Source organism: Nocardioides glacieisoli, assembly GCF_004137245.1.
Classification (GTDB): Bacteria; Actinomycetota; Actinomycetes; order Propionibacteriales; family Nocardioidaceae; genus Nocardioides; species Nocardioides glacieisoli.
On sequence record NZ_SDWS01000005.1, the window covers coordinates 60,357 to 76,044 of the forward strand.

The window sequence follows — 15,688 nt, forward strand, 5'->3', positions numbered from 1 at the left end:
TCGATGATGAGCTTCGACGGAATCAAGGTCCAGCACGGCCACCTCGACGCCGGTGCCGCCGACGTCATGAAGGCGGCCAAGGACATCGAGGCCCGCCTCGACCAGCTCGAGAGCGAGCTCAACCCGCTGCGGTCGGACTGGAACGGTAACGCCAAGATGGCCTACGACCAGGCCAAGGCCAAGTGGGACCAGGCCATGCAGGAGATGACCCTCCTGCTGCAGCAGGCCAGCCAGGGCGTGGACTCGTCCAACGCCGAGTACAAGGCGGCCGACGCGCGCGGCGCCAACCGCTTCTGAGCGCACTCCGCTCGGCCGAGGCCGGTCGTCCCTCCGGGGATGATCGGCCTCGACCCATTTCCGGTGAGCAGTCGCCTCGGGCCACCTCCTTCGGTCCTCGACCTGCTGCGCGACGCCCGGTGCGCGCGCTGGCTGCGTTGTCGTCGGTCGCCATGGCTCCGCCATGTCTCCCTCCTCCGCCTTGCCAGCACCCACACCAGGCGCCGCTCGCGACGGCCGATGCCCGAATGAGATGGCCTAGGCTGCTCCCCGTTCGGTGCCCCGGCCCCCGGTCGGGACGATCACGTTCAGCAGGGGGAAGGCCATATGAGTCAGGGGTCCTCGGTCGCCTCGGGCCTGGTCCGGGTGACCATCGCGTCAGGTTCGCGTCGCGTCGACCTGGTGCTCCCGGGCTCGATCCCGGTGGCCGAGCTGGTGCCCGAGCTGGCCCGCTCGGTCGGCCTGCTCGACGCCTCCACCGTCTACGGCGGCTACCGCCTGGTGACGCAGGAGGGACGCCAGCTCGCCGCCAACGCCGGCCTGACGATGCAGGGCATCGAGGACGGTGGCCTGCTGACCGTCACCGCCGGCGTCGACGACAAGGCGCCCCGCGTCTACGACGACGTGGTCGAGGCGATGGCCGACGTCGTGGAGAACGAGCTGAAGCCGTGGGAGCCGGCAGCCGGACGGCGTACGGCACTCGGCGCGGGAAGCGTCCTGCTCGGCCTCGGCGCCCTGGCCCTCCTGCTGCAGGGCGAGAGCCTGCTCGGTGGCGTCGCCGCGGCCGTGATCGCCGCGCTCCTCGTCGTCGGCGGGGTCGTCCTGGCGCGCGCCCAGCACGAGCCCGAGGCGGGCGTCGCCGTGTCCCTGCTCGCTTCGGTGTACGCCGGTGTGGCGGGCCTGCTGCTCGCGCCCGGCGAGCTGCCGGGCTGGAGCTGGCCCCTCGACGACGCCTTCTTCACCGACCCGCTGCTCTGTGCCGGCCTCGGTGTCCTCGCCGTCGGGCTGGTCGCGGTCGTCGGCCTGCAGGACGGCCGCCCGCTGGTGATCCCGGCCATCGTCGTCGGTGCCGTGCTGGTCGCCAGCTCGGTGCTGATCCGGGTCGCCTCGCTGGAGCCCGGCCCGGTCTTCACCGTGCTGATGACGCTGGTGGTGCTGGCCGGCAGCATCTTCCCGTGGTTCGCCCTCGGGGTCACCGGCACGAGCGTCGACCAGCTCTACTCGCTGCACGACATCACCGCCGACCCCGACGAGATCGACCCCGACGAGGTGGCCGAGGACGCCCGCGTGGGTCACGAGATCCTGTTCGCGGTGTCCGCCACCGTCGGCACGCTGCTCGTGCTGTTCGCGCCCTTCGCCGTGGACCGCGGCGTCTACGGCACGATCCTGGCCGCGGTCTGCTGCCTCGCCGTCATGTTCCGCACCCGGCAGTACCGCACGGGCGCCGAGGTGCTGGCCGGCCTGACCTCCGGCATCCTCGGACTGGTGTCGGTCGCGGTCTCGATGCTGCTCATCCACGAGGAGTGGCGGGCGGGTGCCGCGATCGGGCTCGCCGGCATCGGCGCGGTGCTGCTCGCGCTGACGCTCGTGCCGGCGTCCGCCTCCGTGCGCCGGGGACGGATGGGCGACGTCGTCGAGACGATGACCCTGATCGCGCTGCTCCCGCTCATGGTGCTCGCCGCCGGCTTCGTGTCCGCGGTGGCGGGCTGAGGAGCTGACGGGTGGCGACCAAGAAGGACCTCGTCGAGGCCCACGCGTTCAGCCGTCGACGGCTGGTGACGGCGTTCGTGTCCGGCGCTCCCGGCGGTCGCGAGGTCGAGCCCGTGCGTCCCGGCCGGGTGCTGATCGGTGGCGTCGCCCTCTCGGTGCTGCTGCTCGCGGGCGCCGCGATCGCCGGCTTCCTGCTGGGACGCCCGCCGGCGCAGTGGCTCGAGCAGGGCAGCTTCATCATCTCCAAGGACACCGGCGAGCAGTACGTCGTGATGGTCGGCGGTGACAACCCGCTCCTGCAGCGGGTGCCCAACTACGTCTCCGCCCAGCTGCTGCTGGCCGACGCCGAGCTGACCCCCTTCACCGTGCGCGACAAGTACATCCGCACCGTCAGCCTCGGCGAGGACCTCGGCATCGAGGGCGCCCCCGCCGGCCTCCCGGCAGCGAGTGAGCTCGTCGACGACGGCTGGACCGCCTGCACCGGCGACGGGCTCGGCATCAAGGTCGCCGTGCAGGAGACCCCGTCGGTCGAGGACCTGACGGGATCGGCGTTCCTCGTCTCCAGCGAGGGCGAGCAGTGGCTCATCGCCACCGCTCCACCCGTGGGTGACCAGGAGGGCCGGGCCTGGCGCTTCGCGATGCCCGACGACGAGATCTCCGCCTCCACCGTCGGCAACCGGCTGCAGTTCGGCGCGACGCCGGTCGAGGTCGACGAGGACTGGCTCAACCTCTTCCCGACCGCGTCCGGCACCGACCTGGAGGAGGAGTCCTTCGGGGTCACCCGCACCGGCGAGCCGGTGGGCTACGGCGACACCCGCACCGATCTCTCGGAGTTCGCGATCGGCGACCTCCTGGTCTCCGCGTCCTCGGGTCGCTACTACCTCCTCGGCGACGACGCTCCCCAGCAGCTCTCGCCCTTCGCCGCCATGGTCTACACCGTCGTCGGCCGACCGGCCGTCGAGGTCCCCGACGACGTCAACGCCAGGTTCGACGACACCACGGTCCCGGACGAGTGGCCCACGAGCCTGCCGACCGCGGTCACCTCCGGGGCGATGTGCGCGGAGCTGCACCCCGGACCGGCGACCGCCGCGCGCGTCAGCCTGGCCACCAACCCGACCGGCGCCGCGGACCCCGCCGGGGAGGACCCGATCAGCCCCGGGCGCCACGACGTCGACGTCGAGCCCAGCCTCGGGGCCTACGTGCTGTCCGGCTCCGACGACGCGGCCACCGGCGGCACCCCCTACGTCGTCGACACCAAGGGCGAGAAGTACCTGCTGGGACCGCTGGTGCCGACCTACATCGGTTACGAGGACGTCGTACCTCCGCTGGTGCCGAGCACCTGGATGCGGTTCTTCGACACGGGCGTGCCCCTGACGACCAACAGTGCGCGCCGGGTGCCGGAGGACGCGCCACCGCCCGACTCGGACGAGGACGGCTAGTGCACCGCGTCCGTACGACGCTCGCGGCCGGGATCGTCGCGACCGCGATCGTGCCGGCGTGGGCGATGCCGGCGCACGCCGACCACGAGGCCCCCTGCTCGATCAGCGAGGTGCCGGGCTCGGAGCGCCTGGCCGACACGCACGAGGAGGACAACGCTGCCTTCGACCGGATGCACGTGGAGCGGGCCCAGGAGCTCGCCTCGGGCAAGAAGGTCAAGGTCGCCGTGATCGACAGCGGCATCGTGGGCGGCGAGGGAGGGGCGATCCCCTACGACGGCGCCACCATCCCCGGCGTGAACCCCGCCACCCGGCTGTCGGGCCACGGCACGATCGTGGCGAACCTGATCGCCGGCCCGCACGGCGTCGCGCCCGACGCGCAGGTCTTCGACGTCAAGGTCTACGACGCCGAGGTGGCCGATCCCGCGCAGGGGGAGCGGGCGCTGTCGTCCGCCGGCATGGTCGCGGGCATCAACGAGGTGATCGAGGCCCACCGGCGCGAGCGCTTCGACGTCGTCAACATCTCGCTGGCGGTGACCCAGCCCGATCCTGCGCTCGAGGACGCCGTCGCCCGGCTCGTCGCCCTCGACCTCGTCGTGGTCGCGGCCTCGGGCAACAAGGAGGAGGGTGACGCGTCCAGCGAGGACGGGTTCAGGGGCACGCCGGGCAACGACGCCGATGTCTGGCCGGCCGACTACCCGGGCGTGCTCGCGGTCAGCGCGACGCCGCCCGACGGCGGCGACCCGAGCCAGTACGTCAGGCCCAACACGGACACCGACGTGGCGGCCCCGACGCTCGGCGCGATCTCGGTCAACGCGACCGGACAGGTGTGCGTCGTGCCGCAGGTCGCCACGTCCTGGGCGGCCGCCGAGGTCAGCGGGATCCTGGCGCTGCTGCGCGAGCGCTTCCCGCGCGAGACGCCGCGCCAGCTGGTCGCCCGGCTGGAGGCCACGACCGAGAGCGGTGGTGCGCGCGACCCGTGGACCGGGGCGGGCGTCGTCCAGGCGCACGACGCGCTGACGCGCCAGATCAGGCCCGATCGCCAAGGGCAGGTAGAGGCGACGGTGCAGGAGACGCGGGCCGATGCGCAGGCGCCTCCGGCGCCTCGGCCGGTCGACCTGTTCAGCACTCCCCGCGCGATCCTGCTGTGGTCGGGGCTGGTCGCCGGGTCGCTGCTCGCACTCGCCTTCATGCTGCGACCGCTCGTCCGCAGCTCCCGCCATGATGGAATCGCCCCATGACTGACACGTCGGACGAGCCGGTCGCCGTCATCCTGGCCGGGGGCCAGGGTTCGCGCCTGTGGCCGATCAGCCGCGACCGCCGCCCCAAGCAGTTCCAGCCGGTCCTGGGTGGGCGTCCCCTGCTGACCGGCACCATCGAGCGGCTCAGCGAGATCGTCGACCCGTCCCGCATCCACGTCTCGACGCGCGCCCGCTTCGCCGAGGCGGCCCGCGCGACCCTCGGGCCGGTGCCTCCGGAGAACCTGATCCTGGAAGAGGATCCGGCCGGTCCGGCGACCGCGTTCGCGCTCGGCATCGCGACCCTCGAGCACCGCTACGGCAACGCGCCGGCGCTGATCGCCCCGTCCGACCACCTCATCACCGAGGACGAGGCGTTCAACCAGGCCTCGCGCGACATGCTCGCCCAGCTCGTCGAGAGCCCCGAGTCGATGGTGGTGCTCGGCGCCGAGCCGACCGGCTTCGACGGCAGCCTCGGCTACATCCACACCGCGGGGGAGGGCGGCCCCGTCGAGGTGATCACCAGCTTCTTCGAGAAGCCCGACCCGGCGACGATCGACGAGATCGGCGACGCGGGCTCCCTCTACTGGAACACCGCCTGCTACGGCGTACGCGTCCAGCAGGCGTGCGACGCCTACCGGGCGGCGATGCCGATGGTCTTCGACGCCATCTCGCGGTTCACCGCCGACCGGCCCGACGTGAACGGCTACCGCGGAGCAGCCATCGGCGGCCACGAGCTCTACCCGCTGCTCGCCGCCGGGATGGAGTGCCTGGTCGTCCCGCGCCACCTCGGCTGGAGCGACATCGGCACCTGGAAGCGTCTCGAGCAGGTGCTCGCCGACGACGACGAGCACGCCATCGGCCCGGCCCTGCAGCTGGAGTGCGACGACGTCCTCGTCGCCAGCATGGACGGCCGGCCCGTCATCACCCTCGGCGCCACCGGCCTGGTCGTGGTGTCCCACGAGGACGCGGTCTACGTCCTCGACAAGCGGAAGGCGATCGATCCCGCCGCGCTCGCGCACCTCCGTTCGCTGCTCGCGGCCACCAACCGCGAAGATCTCCTCTGAGCCGCGTCAGCGCGAGCTCTCCTCAGCCTCTCGACCCCTCGTAGAACCCGAAGGAACCCATGTCCCACGAGAACAGCCAGCACATCGTCGTCGTCGGCACCAAGCCCGACATCATCAAGCAGGCGCCGATCTACCACGAGCTGCGTGAGCGGGGCCACGACGTGGTGCTGTGCCACACCGGCCAGCACTACGACCACAACCTGTCGCAGTCGATGCTCGACGAGTTCGGCGTCCGCGAGGACGTGAACCTCGAGGTGCGCGGCGGCGTCAACGACCTCGTCTCGGGCATCACCGCCAAGCTCGCGCTCTACCTGCGCGGCTTCGCCGAGCGCGGCGGGTTCCCCATCACGTACGTCCACGGTGACACCACGACCGCGATGGCCGGCGCCCTCGCCACCTTCGGCGAGCGCCAGGCGCTCGTCCACGTCGAGGCCGGCCTGCGCACCCTGTCGCCGAAGCCGGAGGTGCTGCGGGGCTGGCTGGAGCAGGGCGCCGACCTCGACTGGGCGGCATTCCGCGAGCAGTCGATCGACCGCACCAGCTGGTCGAAGGGCAGCCGCGAGCCGTCGCCCGAGCAGTTCAACACCCGCGTGGCCGACGCCGGCACCGACCTGCACGCCGCCCCGGTCGAGCTCAACCGCGAGTTCCTGATCGAGGAGGGCTTCGCCCCGGCTGCCATCGACGTCGTCGGGAATTCGGTCGTCGACGCGCTCGCCCAGGCGGTCGCGGGCAGCGACAAGAACCAGGTGCTGCAGAAGTTCCCGCAGATGGGCGACGGCTCGTTCCTGCGGTTCTGCGTGCACCGTCGCGAGAACACGACCAACCACTTCCGCTTCAACCTGCTGATGGACGCCATGGAGGCGCTGCTCGAGCAGGGCCACCACATCCTCTTCATCCGCCTCCTCGGCACCGAGGCCGCCATCGACAACTTCGGCCGTCGGCAGTGGCTCGAGGACCTCGAGGCGAGGTACGGCGACGCGCTGATCTCCACGCCCGTGTGGGACAGCTACCTCGACGTCGTCGCCGCCATGTCGATGTGCGCGGTGATCGTGACCGACTCCGGCAGCATCGTCGAGGAGGCCAACGTGCTCGAGGTGCCCTGCGTGACGCTCCGCTTCGGCTCCGACCGCTCCGAGACCTTCCTCGCCGGCAGCAACTTCCTCGCCCCGCCCATCGACAAGGCCCTGATGACCAGCGTCATCCACAACGTCTACGAGCACCGCAAGGAGCTGTCGTGGCACCGGGTCTACCCCGAGGGTGCCTCACGGATGCTCGTCGACGCGGTCGAGAAGCGCCTCGACGAGGGGAGCCTGCTGATCTCCGAGGAGTGGCGCTACGGGCTCAAGGCCCAGCTGCGCTGAGCGGCGTACGACCCTTCTTCCGAGGCGCACGACGAAGGCCCCGCGTCCCTCAGGACGGCGGGGCCTTCGTGTGTGCGGCGGAGGTAGGGGGATTCGAACCCCCGAGGGCGTTAACCCAACCCGCTTTCCAAGCGAGCGCCATAGGCCACTAGGCGATACCTCCGCGGAGGACAGTACCGGTCGCCTCGGGGACCGGTGAAATCGACTGCGCCCGCCCTCGCAGGCCCTGGGTTTGGGGGCCGCATCGGCGCTCGCCTAGACTCCCGGGCAACCCCCCACGCGGCGTCACCTCGCCCAATCCCCCAGGGCCGGAAGGCAGCAAGGGCAAGTGAGCTCTGACGGGTGCGTGGGGGGCCTCTTCATGTCTGGTTGATGAGTACGCACCGTGCCCTGTCCGCTGTGGGTGGCCCCGGTTAGGGTTCACGACGTGGAGTCACCGCTCGCGCTCTATCGCCGCTACCGGCCCGATACCTTCATGGAGGTCATCGGGCAGGACCACGTGACCGAGCCGTTGCGCGCCGCCCTCGCGGCCAACCGGGTCAACCACGCCTATCTCTTCTCCGGCCCCCGCGGCTGCGGCAAGACCACCTCGGCCCGGATCCTGGCCCGCGCGCTCAACTGCGCGCAGGCGCCGATCTCCGACCCCTGCGGCGAGTGCGACAGCTGCCGCGACCTGGCCCGGGGCGGGCCCGGCTCGATCGACGTCATCGAGATCGACGCGGCCTCCCACGGCGGCGTCGACGACGCCCGCGACCTGCGCGAGAAGGCGTTCTTCGCGCCGGTGCGCGACCGCTACAAGGTCTACATCATCGACGAGGCCCACATGGTCACCACGCAGGGCTTCAACGCCCTGCTCAAGCTGGTCGAGGAGCCGCCGCCCCACCTGCGGTTCATCTTCGCCACGACCGAGCCCGACAAGGTGCTGCCGACCATCCGCTCGCGCACCCACCACTACCCGTTCCGGCTGATCCCGCCTCGTCTGCTCAGCGACTACCTCTCCCAGCTCGCGGGCGAGGAGGGCGTGGCCATCGAGCCGGCCGCGCTGCCCCTCGTCGTCCGAGCCGGGGCGGGGTCGGCGCGCGACTCGCTGTCCGTGCTCGACCAGCTGTTGGGCGGTGCCGGCGAGGCGGGCGTGACCCACAAGCTGGCCAGCGACCTCCTCGGCTTCACCCCCGACACCCTGCTCGACGAGGTGGTCGAGGCGTTCGCGTCGCGCGACGGCGCAGCGGTGTTCTCCGTCGTCGACAAGGTCGTCGAGACCGGCCAGGACCCCCGCCGCTTCACCGAGGACCTGCTCCGCCGCCTGCGCGACCTCGTGATCGTCACGGCGGTCCCCGACGCCCCGGCCACCGGCCTCATCGACGTCCCCCAGGACGCCGGCGAGCGGCTCGTCGCCCAGGCGGCAAGGTTCGGCGCGATCGAGCTCAGCCGCGCCGCCGACATCGTCGCCGCCGGGCTCACCGAGATGCGCGGCGCCACCGCGCCGCGGCTGCTGCTGGAGCTTCTGTGCGCCCGCGTGCTCCTGCCCGGTGCCGACCACACCTCCGACGGCGTGATGGCGCGGCTCGAGCGCCTCGAGCGCCGGCTCGACGTCACCGGCACGCCCGCTCCCACGTCGCCGGTCGCGGCCGCGCGGGCCGCCGCCGCTCCGACCGCTCCCGCTCCCTCCGCGCCGGTGGAGGCGCCCGCACCCGCCGCCCAGACGGCGCCGGCTCCTGCTGCCCCGACCCGCGACGAGCCCGCGCCACCGCCCCCGGTGCCGGCGCCCGCGGCGTCGCAGGACGGCCCGCCGCCGCCCCCGCCGATGCCGACGTCCGTCCCGGAGCCGGTCCCCTCCGTCCCTGACGCTGCGCCGACCTCCACTCCTGCGCCGGCGCCCGCCTCCGACGAGCCCGTCGCCGAGCAGCCGGCCGGGCCGCAGGGCGGCCTCAGCCTCGTCGACGTACGCCGCCTGTGGCCCGACATCCTCGAGCAGACCAAGAACCGTCGCCGGCTCGCATGGATGGTGCTGTCCCAGCACGCCCACGTGGTCGACGTGAACGCCACCCGGCTGACGGTCGGCTTCGCCAACGCCGGTGCGCGCGACTCGTTCGTCAACGGCGGGTGCGACGAGATCCTCCGCCAGGCGTCGATCGACGTGGTCGGGATGGACTGGAAGGTCGAGTCGATCGTCGACCCGAGCGGCGCGTCGGCCCAGGCGCCCGTCGTGCACCAGGCGTCGACCGGTGCCCCCGCCGCGGAGCCCGCTCCCACCCAGGCCGCACCCGACGCCCCGCCGGACTGGGTGACGGGCGGACCGGCCCCGGCTGTCGAGGCTCCCAACGGTGAGCCCGTGCAGCCCCCGGCCCAGGCGGCGTCCCAGCCCCCGGTCTCCGCCGCCCCGGCGCGCGAGGCGCTCGAGGCCGCCCGCTCGGGCGGACCGGCAGAGCCGACCGAGCCGGTCCGATCGGCCGACGACGACGTCGACCGCGACGACGACCGCGATGCCGAGTCGGCAGCGCTCGACACCGAGTCACTCCTCAGCCAGACGCTCGGCGCCCGGCTGATCGAGGAGATCAGGAACGACTGATGAGCCCGTCCACCCTCTCCCTCACGTCCCACCTGGAGACCCGATGACCCAGAACCCCTTCGACGCCCTCGGCGGCGGCTTCGACATGAACGCCCTCCTCCAGCAGGCGCAGCAGATGCAGCAGCAGCTCGAGGAGGCGCAGGCCGCCCTGGCCAGGCAGACGGTCGACGGCACGATCGCCGGCGGCGCGGTCACCGTCACCGCCAACGGCGTGGGCGAGCTGGTCGGCGTGACCATCCGCGCGGGCGAGTTCGACGGCAGCGACCCCGACGACCTGTCGGACCTCTCCGACCTCATCGTCGCCGCCTACCGCGACGCTCGCGCCAAGTCCGAGGCGCTCGCCGGCGACTCGCTCGGCCCGCTGTCCGAGGGCCTCGGCGGCGGCGCCGGTGGCCTGGGCTTCCTACCGCCGTCCCTGGGCTGAGGACCTCCTTTGTACGAAGGCGTCGTCCAGGACCTGATCGACGAGCTGGGCAGGCTGCCCGGCGTCGGTCCCAAGAGCGCGCAACGCATCGCTTTCCACCTGCTGCAGGCCGAGCCCGTCGACGTACGCCGGCTCGCCGACGTCCTGATCGAGGTCAAGGCCCGGGTGAAGTTCTGCTCGGTCTGCTTCAACGTCAGCGAGGACGAGCAGTGCCGGATCTGCCGCGACGAGCGGCGTGACCCGACCGTGCTGTGCGTGGTCGAGGAGTACAAGGACGTCGTCGCGATCGAGCGCACCCGCGAGTTCCGTGGGCGCTACCACGTGCTCGGCGGGGCCATCTCGCCGATCGACGGCATCGGCCCCGACCAGCTCCACGTCAAGGAGCTGATGCCGCGGCTGGCCGACGGCACCGTCACCGAAGTCATCCTCGCCACCGACCCCAACCTCGAGGGCGAGGCCACCGCGACCTACCTCACACGCCTGCTCCTCCCGATGGGGTTGCGTGTCACCCGCTTGGCGAGTGGACTGCCAGTGGGCGGTGACCTCGAGTACGCCGACGAGGTCACGCTCGGCCGTGCGTTCGCCGGAAGGAGATCAGCCCAATGAAGGACGACCCAGTGACCAGCGACCAGACCGAGAAGATCAGGTTCGAGGAGGCCATCGCTGACTCGGTGACGAGCTTCCTGCTCGCGCTGCGCGAGATCGCCCGCGAGGGCAACGGCTCGCAGGCCATCTCGCTGCTGCTGCTCGAGATCAGCCAGGTGCTGCTCGCCGGCGCGCGACTCGGGGCCCAGACCGACTTCACGCCCCGCGAGGAGTTCCAGCCCGACGTCGGCCCCGAGGCCGACATCGACGAGCTGCGGCTGCGGCTGGCCGAGATGCTCGAGGGCGTCGACGCGTACACGTTCGTCTTCGACCCCTACGTCCCCGAGGTCGTCCAGAGCCGGCTCTCCGACGACCTCGCCTCGATCGCCATCGACCTGGAGAACGGCCTGCGCCACTTCCGGGCCGGCAACGTCGACGAGGCGCTGTGGTGGTGGCAGTTCTCCTACGTCAACAACTGGGGCAACCTCGCGGGGGCGGCGCTCAACGCGCTGATCACCGTCGTCGCGCACGACCGCTTCGACACCGACTTCGACGCCGACGCCGAGCAGGTCGAGGTCGCCGATGAGATGCTGGGGAGCGCGCCCACCGCGCAGCCGTAGAATTGTCTCGGTCCGCCGCCGACGTCGCCGGTGGGCCGTCGTTGCCACCAACCTTTCCGAGGGACTGATCGTGGGCATTGTCGTGCAGAAGTACGGCGGCTCCTCGCTCGCCGACGCCGACGCCATCAAGCGCGTCGCGCGGCGCATCGTGGACGTCAAGAAGTCCGGCCACGACGTCGTCGTCGCCGTGTCGGCGATGGGCGACACGACGGACGACCTCTACGACCTGGCCAACGGCGTCTCGCCGCTCCCGCCGGCGCGCGAGATGGACATGCTGCTCACCGCGGGCGAGCGCATCTCGATGGCGCTCGTCGCGATGGCGATCAGCGACCTCGGCTTCACCGCTCGCTCCTTCACCGGCTCGCAGGCCGGTGTGATCACCGACTCGGTGCACGGCAAGGCCAAGATCATCGACGTCACGCCGGGCCGGATCACCGAGGCGATCGGCAACGGCCACATCGTCATCGTCGCCGGCTTCCAGGGCGTCTCCCAGGACACCAAGGAGATCACCACGCTCGGGCGCGGCGGCACCGACACCACCGCGGTCGCGCTGGCGGCAGCGCTCGAGGCCGATGCCTGCGAGATCTACACCGACGTCGACGGCGTCTTCACCGCCGACCCGCGGATCGTCCCGAGCGCCCGCAAGCTCGACCAGGTCTCCTATGAGGAGATGCTCGAGCTCGCCGCGTGCGGCTCCAAGATCCTGCACCTGCGCTGCGTGGAGTACGGCCGCCGCTACGGCATCCCGATCCACGTCCGTTCGTCGTTCAGCCAGCTCGAGGGCACCTGGGTCGTCAACGACCCGCGCCCCGGAACCGAGGTACAGCCCATGGAACAGCCCATCATCGCCGGTGTCGCCCACGACGTCAGCGAGGCCAAGATCACCGTCGTCGGAGTGCCCGACAAGGTCGGCGAGGCAGCCCGCATCTTCGAGGCCCTGGCCGACGCGCAGATCAACCTCGACATGATCGTGCAGAACGTCTCGGCCGCCGCGACCAGCCTGACGGACATCTCGTTCACGCTGCCGCGCACCGACGGCCAGACCGCGATGACCGCGCTGGCCCGGATCCAGGCCGAGGTCGGCTACGACAAGCTGCTCTACGACGACAAGATCGGCAAGGTGTCCCTCATCGGTGCGGGCATGCGCTCGCACCCGGGCATCACCTCGAAGTTCTTCGGTGCCCTCGCCTCGGCGGGCGTCAACATCGGGATGATCTCCACCTCCGAGATCCGCATCTCCGTCATCGTCGACGAGAACGTCGTCGGTGACGCGGTCCGCGCGACCCACACCGCGTTCGACCTGGACGCCGACGAGGTCGAGGCCGTGGTCTACGGCGGGACGGGACGCTGACATGGTCAACATCGGGATTGTCGGTGCCACCGGCCAGGTCGGCGTCGCAATGCGCCAGATCCTGCTCGAGCGCGCCCACCTCGGACTGATCGGCCCGGACGACCAGGTCCGCTTCTTCGCCTCCGCGCGCTCCGCGGGCACGGTGCTGCCCTTCGGCGACCGCGAGATCACCGTCGAGGACGCCGAGACCGCCGACCCGACGGGGCTCGACATCGCCCTCTTCTCCGCCGGTGCCACGACGTCGCGCGCGCTCGTCCCGAAGTTCGTCGACGCCGGCGTGATCGTCGTCGACAACTCCTCGGCCTTTCGCAAGGACCCCGACATCCCGCTGGTCGTCTCGGAGGTCAACCCCGATGCGATGGCAGGCGTGATCGAGGCGGGGCGCGGCATCATCGCCAACCCGAACTGCACGACGATGGCCTTCATGCCGGTCCTCAAGCCGCTGCACGACGAGGCCGGCCTCGCCCGCCTGGTCGTCTCGTCCTACCAGGCCGTCTCCGGATCGGGCGTCGCCGGCGTCGCGGAGCTCGCCGACGGGGTGGCCGCCGCGGGCGACAAGGCCCGCGAGCTGGCGTACGACGGTGCGGCGATCACCTTCCCCGACCCGGTGAAGTACGTCGAGCCGATCGCCTACAACGTCCTGCCGATGGCCGGTTCGATCGTCGACGACGGCCTCAACGAGACCGACGAGGAGCAGAAGCTCCGCAACGAGTCCCGCAAGATCCTCGGCATCCCCGAGCTCCCCGTGTCGGGCATCTGCGTCCGGGTGCCGGTGTTCACCGGCCACTCGCTGGCGATCAACGCCGAGTTCGAGCGGGCGATGACCCCTGAGCGGGCCCGCGAGATCCTCGCGACCGCAGCCGGCGTCGAGCTCGACGACGTGCCGACGCCGCTCAAGGCGGCCGGTCGCGACCCGTCCTACGTCGGTCGCCTCCGTGCCGACGAGGGCGTGCCGGGTGGCCGCGGCCTGGCGCTGTTCGTCAGCAGCGACAACCTCCGCAAGGGCGCCGCGCTCAACACGGTGCAGATCGCCGAGCTGGTCGCCGCCGCCCTCTGAGCGTGCTGCTTCAGTGATCCCCGGCTGACCGGGGATCACTGAACATGTCGGCCCGTGCACGGCCTGACATGTTCAGCGAGAGCCTGACAAGTCGGGCTCAGCGGACGTCGCGGGGCTCCGCGGTCTCCTGGGGTGCCTCGTCGCCCACGACTGCGTGGGTGACCCACCACGACACGCAGTAGCCGATGACGGCCGTGACAGGTACGGCGATGACGGCCCAGGGCTCGTCCAGCGAGCCGAGCAGGAAGACCATCACCAGCACCGCCATGATCCCGACCGCCAGGAGGCTGGTGGAGCCGTAGTCCGGCTCACCGAAGATGTCGAGCAGCCACGCCCCGGCCACCGCCAGGAGCGCGAGCACGACGAGGAGGATCACGAAGCCGGGTCCGCCGCCGCACGACGACGTACCGCGGACCGCTTCGCAGGCGCTGGTGGCGAGCCAGGAGAAGAGCACCGCGAGGACGCCGACGGCGACGCCTGTCGCAGCTGCTGCGGCCAGGCCGGAGAGCGGGAGCTCGCGGCGCTCGCGGGCCGGCTCGTCCTCGGGCTCCGGCGGGCTCGGCTCGGCGGCCTCGTGGACCACCGGCACGACCGCTGTCGGGGCGTCGTACGCCGCCGGCTCGGGCTCCGGCTCGGGCGCGGGGACGGTCTCAGGCTCAGGGACGGGTGCCGGGACTGGCTCGGCCGCGGGGACGGGCTCAGGCTCAGGGACGGGTGCCGACTCGGACTTGGCCACCGGTTCGGGCTCCGGCTCTGGTTCCGGCTCCGGGATGGGAGCCGGTTCGGGCTCCGGCTGAGGCTCGGGGGCGACGTCCTCGGGCGGCGCCTCCTTCTTCTTCCGCCGGAGCGAGAAGGAGGGCATCTCCAGCGAAGGGCTGTCGTCGTCGGGCTTGCCCGTGTCTGCCATGGGGGCAGTGTGCCAAACAGCGCGGTCGCGCTCCTAGGACCCGGCCATCCAGACGAGGACGTCCTGGATCTGGGCGTCCCAGAGTCCCCACTCGTGAACGCCGGGGCGGAAGTCGGTCGTCACGTCGAGCCCACGGGCGCGCGCCTCGGCGACGAACCGCTCGTTGGGCGGCATCAGCCGGTCCTCCTCGGTGCCACAGCCGACGTACAGCCGGGGGGCCGTGGCCGGGTCCACCGCGGCGAGCAGCCCGAACAGGTCGTCCCCGGGGCCGAACTCGCCGCCGAAGACCCGTTCCACGATCTCGGCGCGTTCGAGCCGCTCCCCGATCTGACGGATGTCGGCCACACCGGACAGGGACGCCGCGCCTGCGTAGCGATCGGGGTGGGTGACCGCGTGCTTGAGCGCGCCGTAGCCACCCATCGACAACCCGGCGACAAACGTGTCTGCGGGGTCGTGGGAGACGCGGAGGAAACGTCGTACGACCTGCGGCAGCTCGTCGGAGACGTAGTCCCAGTAGGCGTGCCCGTGCACCTCGTTGGCGTAGAAGGACCGGTCGACGGCGGGCATCACGACGGCGAAGCCGAGCGCCGTGGCGTACCTCTCGATCGAGGTGTAGCGCAGCCAGGCGGTGTGGTCGTCGGAGAGGCCGTGGAGCAGGTAGAGCACGCGCGGCGGGTCCTGGTGGACCGTCCCGCTCACGCCGATCTGCTCGAGGGTGGGCTGGGGCAGGACGACGGTCATCGAGGTCCCGCGCTCGAGGGCGTCGGAGAAGAAGTCGCACGTCAGCAGGGCCATCGCACCACTGTAGGGAGGCCGAAATGACGAACGGACCCACGTCTCACGTGGGTCCGTCCCGATGTCGGGGTGACAGGATTTGAACCTGCGGCCTCGTCGTCCCGAACGACGCGCGCTACCAAGCTGCGCCACACCCCGCTGCCCGTCCGAGACTCCGGCTGGGCAACGCGGGCAACCATACCCGCTCGGTCAGGGCCGCCCGAAATCGCCCCGCGCGCGGTGGACCTGGAGGGCGAGTCGGACACGTGGTGGCCTGTGCAACCCCCTCCAGGTGTCAGACTCCCCGCACGTG

At 71.6% G+C, this 15,688-nt stretch carries 14 protein-coding genes, 2 tRNA genes and 1 other RNA gene; 13 read left to right on the forward strand and 4 right to left on the reverse strand.

Annotation, left to right across the window (positions count from 1 at the left end; genetic code table 11):
• The first annotated feature begins 6 nt into the window (after positions 1-6).
• From EUA06_RS11865 to EUA06_RS11890, 6 genes are all read left to right on the forward strand, one after another.
• Positions 7-297 (forward strand): WXG100 family type VII secretion target, encoded by a 291-nt coding sequence (locus EUA06_RS11865; RefSeq protein ID WP_165354368.1) that lies wholly within the window; start codon positions 7-9, stop codon positions 295-297.
• A 306-nt stretch (positions 298-603) separates the two neighbouring features.
• Positions 604-1,986: a type VII secretion integral membrane protein EccD gene (eccD, locus tag EUA06_RS11870; protein WP_129475853.1), complete on the forward strand. Its 1,383-nt coding sequence runs from the start codon at positions 604-606 to the stop codon at positions 1,984-1,986.
• An 11-nt stretch (positions 1,987-1,997) separates the two neighbouring features.
• The gene (locus tag EUA06_RS11875) at positions 1,998-3,425 is read left to right on the forward strand and encodes a type VII secretion protein EccB (protein ID WP_129475855.1); all 1,428 of its coding nucleotides are present in this window, start codon (positions 1,998-2,000) and stop codon (positions 3,423-3,425) included.
• Complete coding sequence (locus tag EUA06_RS11880) at positions 3,425-4,663, forward strand: S8 family serine peptidase (RefSeq protein ID WP_129475857.1); 1,239 nt, start codon at positions 3,425-3,427, stop codon at positions 4,661-4,663. Before EUA06_RS11875 ends, EUA06_RS11880 begins: the two co-directional genes overlap by 1 nt.
• On the forward strand, positions 4,660-5,727 hold the full coding sequence (locus EUA06_RS11885) for a sugar phosphate nucleotidyltransferase (RefSeq protein WP_129475859.1): 1,068 nt from the start codon (positions 4,660-4,662) through the stop codon (positions 5,725-5,727). Before EUA06_RS11880 ends, EUA06_RS11885 begins: the two co-directional genes overlap by 4 nt.
• Positions 5,728-5,786: 59 nt before the next feature.
• Positions 5,787-7,088: a UDP-N-acetyl glucosamine 2-epimerase gene (locus tag EUA06_RS11890; RefSeq protein WP_129475861.1), complete on the forward strand. Its 1,302-nt coding sequence runs from the start codon at positions 5,787-5,789 to the stop codon at positions 7,086-7,088.
• Positions 7,089-7,166: 78 nt separating this feature from the next.
• Here EUA06_RS11890 and EUA06_RS11895 read toward each other — a convergent pair.
• Positions 7,167-7,251, reverse strand: a tRNA-Ser gene (locus EUA06_RS11895).
• 106 nt (positions 7,252-7,357) lie between these two features.
• Between EUA06_RS11895 and ffs the strand changes: the two genes are divergently transcribed.
• The 7 genes from ffs to EUA06_RS11930 all read left to right on the forward strand — a co-directional run bounded on the left by ffs (position 7,358) and on the right by EUA06_RS11930 (position 13,694).
• Positions 7,358-7,447, forward strand: an RNA gene (gene ffs / locus EUA06_RS11900) — signal recognition particle sRNA small type.
• A gap of 68 nt (positions 7,448-7,515) precedes the next feature.
• Complete coding sequence (locus EUA06_RS11905) at positions 7,516-9,657, forward strand: DNA polymerase III subunit gamma and tau (RefSeq protein ID WP_129475863.1); 2,142 nt, start codon at positions 7,516-7,518, stop codon at positions 9,655-9,657.
• A 43-nt stretch (positions 9,658-9,700) separates the two neighbouring features.
• Positions 9,701-10,081, forward strand: a complete 381-nt coding sequence (locus EUA06_RS11910) for a YbaB/EbfC family nucleoid-associated protein (RefSeq protein ID WP_129475865.1) — start codon at positions 9,701-9,703, stop codon at positions 10,079-10,081.
• 9 nt (positions 10,082-10,090) lie between these two features.
• Positions 10,091-10,687: a recombination mediator RecR gene (gene recR, locus EUA06_RS11915; RefSeq protein ID WP_129475867.1), complete on the forward strand. Its 597-nt coding sequence runs from the start codon at positions 10,091-10,093 to the stop codon at positions 10,685-10,687.
• Positions 10,684-11,286: a DUF5063 domain-containing protein gene (locus EUA06_RS11920; RefSeq protein WP_129475868.1), complete on the forward strand. Its 603-nt coding sequence runs from the start codon at positions 10,684-10,686 to the stop codon at positions 11,284-11,286. Before recR ends, EUA06_RS11920 begins: the two co-directional genes overlap by 4 nt.
• A 70-nt stretch (positions 11,287-11,356) precedes the next feature.
• Positions 11,357-12,637 (forward strand): aspartate kinase, encoded by a 1,281-nt coding sequence (locus EUA06_RS11925; RefSeq protein WP_129475870.1) that lies wholly within the window; start codon positions 11,357-11,359, stop codon positions 12,635-12,637.
• Position 12,638: 1 nt separating this feature from the next.
• A complete protein-coding gene (locus EUA06_RS11930; protein WP_129475872.1) occupies positions 12,639-13,694 on the forward strand; it encodes an aspartate-semialdehyde dehydrogenase in 1,056 nt (351 codons plus the stop codon).
• 97 nt (positions 13,695-13,791) lie between these two features.
• Here EUA06_RS11930 and EUA06_RS11935 read toward each other — a convergent pair whose 3' ends face one another.
• From EUA06_RS11935 to EUA06_RS11945, 3 genes are all read right to left on the reverse strand, one after another.
• Entirely contained in the window at positions 13,792-14,601 is an 810-nt protein-coding gene (locus EUA06_RS11935) for a hypothetical protein (protein WP_129475874.1), read from the reverse strand.
• A gap of 33 nt (positions 14,602-14,634) precedes the next feature.
• Positions 14,635-15,396, reverse strand: a complete 762-nt coding sequence (locus EUA06_RS11940; RefSeq protein WP_129475875.1) for an alpha/beta hydrolase — start codon at positions 15,394-15,396, stop codon at positions 14,635-14,637.
• Positions 15,397-15,460: 64 nt separating this feature from the next.
• Positions 15,461-15,534 (reverse strand) — tRNA-Pro (locus EUA06_RS11945).
• Positions 15,535-15,688: the final 154 nt, after the last annotated feature.